Origin of the sequence: Mesorhizobium sp. (assembly GCF_005063415.1) — a bacterium.
GTDB lineage: Bacteria > Pseudomonadota > Alphaproteobacteria > Rhizobiales > Rhizobiaceae > Mesorhizobium.
This window is the reverse complement of record NZ_SUEG01000289.1, coordinates 1-2,468: the sequence shown is the minus strand read 5'-3', so window position 1 is coordinate 2,468 and position 2,468 is coordinate 1. Positions and strand designations below refer to the sequence as shown.

Annotated in this window: 3 protein-coding genes; all 3 read left to right on the top strand. The window is 64.2% G+C overall.

Going from position 1 to position 2,468, the window contains the following annotated elements:
* Window positions 1-77: 77 nt before the first annotated feature.
* A complete protein-coding gene (locus E5W70_RS31840; protein WP_292665266.1) occupies window positions 78-524 on the top strand; it encodes a transposase in 447 nt (148 codons plus the stop codon).
* A complete protein-coding gene (gene tnpB, locus E5W70_RS31835) occupies window positions 521-877 on the top strand; it encodes an IS66 family insertion sequence element accessory protein TnpB (protein ID WP_263791208.1) in 357 nt (118 codons plus the stop codon). The genes E5W70_RS31840 and tnpB overlap by 4 nt, the downstream gene beginning before the upstream one ends.
* 99 nt (window positions 878-976) lie before the next feature.
* Window positions 977-2,455: an IS66 family transposase gene (locus E5W70_RS31830; protein ID WP_292665268.1), complete on the top strand. Its 1,479-nt coding sequence runs from the start codon at window positions 977-979 to the stop codon at window positions 2,453-2,455.
* Window positions 2,456-2,468 lie beyond the last annotated feature (13 nt).

Here is a 2,468-nt window from a genome sequence, read left to right as displayed (position 1 = left end):
CGTAAGCGCTGTCCCGGCGGCACCTTTCGCGCGTGGATGTAAGGGACGATGTTCGAGGCCTTTGAGGGCTTCGACATATGACGGTTTCAGAGTTTACGCTTAAGTCCAGGGACGAGGAGCCGGTCCGTCGGCTGGAGATCTTCACTGGTTCGGGTCGGCGGCGTGAGTGGCCGCCGGAGGAGAAGGCCCGGATAGTGGCGGAGAGCTACGAGGCGGGCGAGACGGTTTGTGCTGTGGCACGCCGGTATGGGCTTTCCCCGCAGCAATTGTTCACTTGGCGTCGGGCTGCTCGCCGGCCGATGGGGGACGCAGCAATATCGGAATCCATGTTCGTGCCGGCGGTGGTGACGGCAGCGCCTCCAAAGCCTGCGGCGAAGCATCGGCCACAGCCAAGAAAGCGGGAGCCGGCTCGAGACGCGGGTGTGATCGAGCTCGAGATCGACGGCATCGCAATGCGGGTGGGTCGTGGGGCGGATTCGAAGACGGTTGCAGCGGTGATCCGTGCGCTGAGGGCAACGTCGTGATCGGGCCAACGGGAGCGGTCAAGGTCATGGTGGCGACGAAGCCGGTCGACTTCCGCAAGGGAGCGGAAGGTCTGGCAGCGCTCGTGCGCGAGGCGATGGGCGCGGATCCGTTCTCGGGCGCGGTCTACGTGTTCCGGGCCAAGCGGGCCGACCGGATCAAGCTCGTCTACTTCGACGGCACGGGCGTATGCTTGTTCGCCAAGCGGCTGGAGGATGGCAAGTTCTGCTGGCCGGGCATTACCGATGGTGTCGTGCGACTGACGGCGGCACAGTTGCAGGCACTCCTGGAAGGCCTCGACTGGCGGCGGGTGCACGAAACGCGCGAGATGCGTGTTCCAACGACGGCGAGCTGACTATCGCATTATTGCCAAATCACTGGAATCCATGCTTGAATCCGCTTCGTGACTGACGCGGCCGCTGCCCTACCCGACGATCCTCATGCGCTTCAGGCGATGCTTCTGGCCGCGCGTGCGGAGAATGAGAGGCTCCGCCAAATCATCAAGGAGTTGCAGCGCTATCGCTTCGGGCGAAGGGCGGAGAGCCTGCCCGAGGACCAGCTTCTTCTGGGCCTGGAGGAAGCCGAGCAGGTAGAGGCGGAGGGCTTCGCCAGCGCGGAAGCCGCGGACCCCTCAAAGCGTGATGCCAAGGCTCGTAAGCGTCGCGCCAACCGCGGGTCGTTGCCCGCCCATCTGTCGCGCGTCGAGCAGGTAATCGACATCGCCGACAAGATCTGCTCGTGCTGCCAAGGCCAGCTGCATGTTATGGGCGAGGACGTCTCCGAGCGACTCGACATCGTGCCCGCCCAGTTCCGGGTGATTGTCACCCGTCGACCGAAGTATGCGTGTCGGGCCTGCGAAGAGGTGGTCGTGCAGGCGCCAGCGCCGGCACGTCTCGTCGAAGGCGGCATTCCTACAGATGCCACGGTGGCTCATGTTCTGGTGTCGAAGTATGCCGACCACCTTCCCCTATATCGTCAGGCCCAGATCTACGCCCGCCGGGGCGTCAATCTCGACCGTTCGACACTCGCCGACTGGGTGGGCAAGGCAGCTTTCCTGCTTCGCCCTGTGCATGAGCGGCTGTTCGAGCGGCTGAAGGCATCAGACAAGCTCTTCGCGGACGAGACCACTGCGCCTGTGCTTGATCCGGGCCGGGGGCGGACCAAAACGGGGCAGTTGTTCGCCTATGCCCGAGACGACCGACCTTGGGGCGGAATGGACCTACCCGGCGTCGCCTATCTTTACACTCCGGACCGCAAGGCTGAACAGCCGATCCGGCATCTTCAGGGCTTTGTCGGAACCCTGCAGGTCGACGGATACGCGGGCTACAAGGCGCTGGCCGAACGCAACGCCGTGAGCTTGGCCTTTTGCTGGTCGCATGTGCGTCGCCGCTTCTATGAGCTCGCGCAGTCCGGCCCCGCGCCGATCGCGACGGAGGCGCTCGCCCGCATCGCCCAACTCTACCACGTTGAGAGCGATATCCGCGGTCGTTCCGCCGACGAACGCCGCGCCGTCCGGCAGGAGAGAAGCCGTCCGGTCATCAATGCCCTTGAGCCGTGGCTTAGGCAGCAACTCACCCTTATCAGCCAGAAGACCAAGCTGGCGGAAGCCATCCGCTACGCGCTCTCGCGCTGGCAAGGCCTGAGACGATTCCTCGACAACGGTACGATCGAGATCGACTCCAACGTCGTCGAGCGCGCCATCCGTCCCATTGCGCTGAACCGCAAGAATGCGCTCTTCGCCGGCTCCGACGGCGGCGCCGAGCATTGGGCAACGATCGCTTCGCTGATCGAGACATGCAAGCTCAACAGCGTCGAGCCTCACACCTACCTCGCTGACGTGATCGCCCGGATCGTCGCCGGCCATCCACAAAGCCAGATCGACGATCTGTTGCCTTGGGCCTACAGACCCATGCCGCTCAAGGCCGTGGCCTGAGAACAGCGGTTAC

Coding starts and splice junctions, on each gene's coding strand:
- E5W70_RS31840 (WP_292665266.1), top strand. CDS start 78: ATGACGGTTTCAGAGTTTACGCTTAAGTCCAGGGACGAGGAGCCGGTC.
- E5W70_RS31830 (WP_292665268.1), top strand. CDS start 977: ATGCTTCTGGCCGCGCGTGCGGAGAATGAGAGGCTCCGCCAAATCATC.